Source organism: Nocardia sp. NPDC060220 (assembly GCF_042727815.1).
Taxonomy (GTDB): domain Bacteria; phylum Actinomycetota; class Actinomycetes; order Mycobacteriales; family Mycobacteriaceae; genus Nocardia.
On sequence record NZ_JBHWZY010000545.1, the window covers coordinates 1 to 4,768 of the forward strand.

6 protein-coding genes are annotated in these 4,768 nt (G+C 67.1%); 3 read left to right on the plus strand and 3 right to left on the minus strand.

The genetic code is table 11. The annotated features are described in order from the left end of the window. Positions 1–460: hypothetical protein (locus ACFWF3_RS24675; RefSeq protein WP_379315547.1), on the plus strand; the 460-nt coding region annotated here is incomplete at its 5' end. A 107-nt stretch (positions 461–567) separates the two neighbouring features. On the opposite strand, the gene ACFWF3_RS24680 is transcribed toward ACFWF3_RS24675, so the two are convergent. Continuing rightward, positions 568–1,458 carry a fructosamine kinase family protein gene (locus tag ACFWF3_RS24680; RefSeq protein ID WP_379315549.1) on the minus strand — a complete coding sequence of 297 codons (891 nt, stop codon included), beginning with the start codon at positions 1,456–1,458 and terminating at the stop codon, positions 568–570. 203 nt (positions 1,459–1,661) lie between these two features. Between ACFWF3_RS24680 and ACFWF3_RS24685 the strand changes: the two genes are divergently transcribed. Both ACFWF3_RS24685 and ACFWF3_RS24690 read left to right on the plus strand, forming a co-directional pair. Then, positions 1,662–2,891, plus strand: a complete 1,230-nt coding sequence (locus ACFWF3_RS24685; protein ID WP_378635489.1) for a cytochrome P450 — start codon at positions 1,662–1,664, stop codon at positions 2,889–2,891. A 61-nt stretch (positions 2,892–2,952) separates the two neighbouring features. Continuing rightward, positions 2,953–3,636 (plus strand): TetR/AcrR family transcriptional regulator, encoded by a 684-nt coding sequence (locus tag ACFWF3_RS24690; protein WP_378996787.1) that lies wholly within the window; start codon positions 2,953–2,955, stop codon positions 3,634–3,636. 15 nt (positions 3,637–3,651) lie between these two features. Here ACFWF3_RS24690 and ACFWF3_RS24695 read toward each other — a convergent pair whose 3' ends face one another. Beyond that, on the minus strand, positions 3,652–4,323 hold the full coding sequence (locus ACFWF3_RS24695) for a RadC family protein (RefSeq protein ID WP_378996749.1): 672 nt from the start codon (positions 4,321–4,323) through the stop codon (positions 3,652–3,654). 114 nt (positions 4,324–4,437) lie between these two features. Next, a complete protein-coding gene (locus ACFWF3_RS24700; protein WP_378635482.1) occupies positions 4,438–4,620 on the minus strand; it encodes a type II toxin-antitoxin system VapB family antitoxin in 183 nt (60 codons plus the stop codon). Between the last annotated feature and the right edge of the window lie 148 nt (positions 4,621–4,768).

Sequence of the window (4,768 nt, forward strand, 5' to 3'; positions counted from 1 at the left end):
CGGAGCGCTCGGCGTAACCCGTTTCGCCTCGTGGTCCGCCGGCGCCGCCCACGCACTGGCCGTCATGCTGGTGATGACGGGCACCGCGCACTTCATGCCCGCGAGCGTCACCGTGATGCCCAACTACGCCGACATGGTCGCCATGATCCCGCCTTTCGTCCCGTTCCCCGGCTTCATGGTCCTGGCCAGCGGCGTCCTGGAACTCCTCGCCGCACTCGGCCTGATCCTCACCCGCACAAGGTGGATCGCGGGCTGGGCCCTGGTGCCGCTGTTCCTCCTGCTCCTCCCCGCCAACATCTACGCCGCCCTCAACGACATCCCGTTCGCGGGCGAGCCCGCATCGCCCCTGTGGCAGCGAATCCCGGAACAGGCGCTCTACATCGGATTCGCCGTATGGGCGACCCGATCGGCACCCCAAGTCCTGCCCGCACTACGGCGACGGGAGCCGTCGCCGATCTGAACTTTTTGACCGACAAAGGCCATCAGCGTCGAATGATGTTGGTGGCCTTCGTCATTGACAACCAGTACCCCTAACTCGTTCTGACACAACATGTCCCGTCAGACGCACTAGCGGTAATGGGAGGCCGCGTCCAAGACGGCGGTTCGATAGGAACGGCCGAAGAGGACGGCGTGGGCCAGGAGGAGGTGGAGCTGATGGAGGGGGATGCGGGTTTGCCAATCGGGGGCCAAGGGGTGGACGTCGTTGTAGGCGGCGACGATTCGGGGGAGGTAGGGGGCGCCGCCGAAGAGGGACAGGGTGGACAGGTCCGTTTCGGGATGGCCTCCATGGGCGGCGGGGTCGATCAGCCAGGGGGTGCCGGAGGGGCCCCAGAGGATGTTTCCCGGCCAGAGGTCGCCGTGGATTCGGGCAGGGGCATCGTCGGGGGCTTCGATGTGGATCGATTCGATGCGGGTGGCGTCGGCGGGGTCGAGGGCGCCCGCGTCGACGGCGAGTTTCAGGTACGGCAGGATTCGGCGTTCGCGGTACCAGGTGGGCCAGTCCTCGCCGGGGGTGTTGTCGAGGGGTAGACCGGCGAGGAAACCCGTGGCGGCAGCGCCGAATTCGGGGGCGCCCGCGCTGTGGGTCACCGCCAATCCCGCACCGAATCGTTCGGCGGCAGCGGCGGTCGGCTCAGCATGGTCGACCCACTGCATCAGCAGCAGTTCATCGGTCTGCGCGTACAACTCCGGCACCGCTACACCACCGGCCTCTCGCAGCCAGCGAAGCCCTTGCGCCTCCGCCGCGAAGAATCCGGACGGAGCGGGCGCACGATCGGCGGTCGGGGCGGCGGACACCCCGCCGGGCCAGGTCTTCAGGAACAGATGCGTCCCGTCGTCGAGCGCGATCCGCTCGGCGACGCTGATCGACCCACCCGCGACGGGCGTCGTCCGCAGCCGCTGATGAGCGAGGAACGTCGGAAGCAGGTGCGGGTGCGCACGCAGAAACGGCAGGTCCACGCCGCCATCTTGCCCAGGACCGCTGGTGGTGGTCGGCGAATCGGAGGATCCCGGGCCGGACCACGCCTCCCGAGCCCATCGAACCAGTTTGTGAACAGGTATTACTAAACACTGTTCATAAAGGGTTCCGACGTGGTTTCATCGTGGTGAACGTGTTCCACATCACGGTGCGAAGTCCGCGCACCGGATCGAAGGAGACTGCCGTGACCAGCACAAACATCCCCGCGGGATTCGATTTCACCGATCCCGACCTCCTCGCCAGCCGATTGCCGATCGAGGAGTTCGCGCAATTGCGGCGCACCGCGCCGGTCTGGTGGTGCGCGCAGCCCGACCGCGCCAGCGGGTTCGACGACGGCGGGTACTGGGTGGTGTCCAAGCTGGCCGACATCAAGGAGATCTCGAAGAATCCGGAGGACTTCTCCTCGCACGAGAACACGGCGATCATCCGGTTCAACGAGGAGACCACGCGCGAGCAGATCGACATGCTCGGCAACATGCTCATGCTGAACCTGGATCCGCCGCAGCACACCAAGATCCGGCGCATCGTGTCGAAGGGCTTCACCCCGCGCGCGGTGGAGAATCTGCGGGCCGCGCTCACCGAGCGGGCCGAGAAGATCGTGTGGGAGGCCAAGAAGTCCGGTCGCGGCGACTTCGTCGAGCAGATCGCGTGCGAGCTGCCGCTGCAGGCCATCGCCGAGCTGATCGGCGTGCCGCAGGAGGACCGCATGAAGCTGTTCGACTGGACCAACCAGATGATCTCCTACGACGATCCGGAGTTCGAGGGCAATCACCACACCGCGACCGCCGAGGTGATGGGCTACGCCTGGAACATGGCCGAACAGCGCCGCGGCTGTCCGGCCTCCGACATCGTCACCCAGCTGGTCAACGCCGACGTCGACGGCGAGCACCTCGGTTCGGACGAGTTCGCGTTCTTCGTGATCCTGCTCGCGGTGGCGGGCAACGAGACCACCCGCAATTCGATCACCCACGGCATGAAGGCCTTCGTCGACAACCCGGACCAGTGGGAGCTCTACAAGCAGCAGCGCCCGCGCACCGCACCGGACGAGATCGTGCGCTGGGCGACGCCGGTGACCGCGTTCCAGCGGACCGCGACGCGTGACCTGGAACTGGGCGGGCAGCAGATCAAGAAGGGCCAGCGGATCGGATTGTTCTACAGCTCGGCCAATTTCGACGAGGACGCCTTCGCCGACCCGTTCCGGTTCGACGTCCTGCGCGATCCCAACCCGCACGTCGGCTTCGGCGGCACCGGAACGCACTACTGTGTCGGCGCGAATCTGGCCCGCCTGGAGATCGACCTGATGTTCAATGCCATTGCCGACGCGATGCCGAACCTGCGCCAGGTCTCCGATCCGGTGCGGCTGCGCAGCGGCTGGCTCAACGGCATCAAGCGGTGGGAAGTCGAATACGCTTGAACCGACACATGATCGAAGGGGTGGCCGCTTGACGGGCAAGGCACGTGGCCGTGTGCCTGTCGTGACCGACGCCGATATCCGGCGGGTCACGCGGGCGCTGCTGGCCGGGCAAGGCCCCGATTCGGTCACCCTGCGGGCGATCGCGCGCGAACTCGGCGTCACCGCGCCCGCGCTGTACCGGCACTATTCGTCGCGCGACGAGTTGATCGAGCGGATGCGGGTGGAGTTCTGCGCCGATCTGGCCGAGTTCCTCTCGACCGAGATCGAGCCGCTGCCCGACGACGGCGCGGTGCAGTTCCTGGCCATCTGCCGGGGGTTCCGGCACTGGGCGCTGGCGAACCCGCGGGAATTCACCCTGGTGTTCGCCTCGCCCACCTCGGGGCGGCCGATGATGCGCCGCTTCGACGAGCCCTTCGGCCGGATCTTCCTTGCCGCGGCGGGCAGGCTGCTGGCGAACTTCGAGATCGCCACCCCACCGGGCGAGACCATCCCGGCCGCGCTGCGCGAGGACCTGATCGGCTTCCAGACCGACCTGCTGGCCATGCTCTCGGAGTCGGGACAGAAGTTCCCCGCCGAGAAGCTGGATCTCGGCGTGACCTACCTGATGGTGCAGATCTGGGCCCGGCTGTTCGGCCACGTCACCCTCGAGGTGTTCGGCAACTATCCGATTCCCCTGGCCGATCCGGAGATCATGTTCGACGCCATGCTCGCGGATCTGGCTCGCACCACCGGTTTCGCAGGCTGAGGCGCCTCCGCGCCGTCAAGGCAAAGGTGGTGCGGTGGACCAGGTTTCGCCCGCGACCACGATGTGGTCGAGGTAGCGCAGACCTACCGTGCGGGCGGCTTGGTGGAGCAGGGTGCTGGCTCGGCGGTCGTCGGGGCTGGGGGCCGGGTCGCCGGAGGGGTGGTTGTGGACCACGGCGAAGGCTCGGCCGTCGTGGCGCAGGACGGTGTTGAGGATTTCCCGGACGGGGACGGCGACGTGGTCGATGGCACCTTCGGCGACGAAAGCGCGGTGGCGCAGACGGTTCTGGGTGTCGCAGACGAGCACGAGAAGTCGCTCCACCCGGGCGCCCGCGAAGAGCGGGATCGCCGCTGCCGCGATGTCTTCGGGCGTGGTGAGCTGCGGTAGCGAATCGGTGGGCGTGCGTGAGCGGGTGCCGAGGTGGAAAGCCGCGACGACGGTGGCGGCTTTGGCCGGGCCGATGCCCGCGCGAGCGGCCAGTTCTTCGGGGCGGGCCGCGGAGAGTTCGGCCAATCCGCCGTAGTCGCCGATCAATTGGGCGGCAACCTCCAACGCGGATCGGCCGCGAGTCCCCTGGCCGAGCAGCAGCGCCAGTAGCTCGCCGTCGCTGAGCGCGTGCGGGCCCAGCATCAGCAGCCGCTCGCGCGGACGTTGGGCGACAGGCAAACTCGCGATCGGAACCGACATCGTTTCCCCCTGCGGATCGGTGACTGACTGTCGATGATCGCAGGGGGTACCGACAAGTCCGGGCTACCCCTCGGCCACCACGTGGGTGACGAAACCCGAACCCGGATCCACCCGCTAGGTGGGCTCCGCGCTGAAAACCGAATCGGCCATCAGCCGTTCCAAATTGCGTAGCTGGCGTTCGTGCACAACGATGCGGCGCAGCGCCTCGTTGACGGTGGCATTGCTGTCGGCGGTGCCCATGATGTCGGCCGCAGCGGCCAGCAGGCGCTGATCGAGATCTATTCGCAGGTTGCGCACGCATCCTCCTCTTCTACGATCGCAATCTTGCGCGATGGCGGCTCGGCTCGTCCGCTAATTCACCGCGTCGTTACCGAAACCACGCGTTCGCAAGTCCACACAGCGGCAGTCGGCATCGGACAGCAAGCACACAGAAAACACAGTTCAC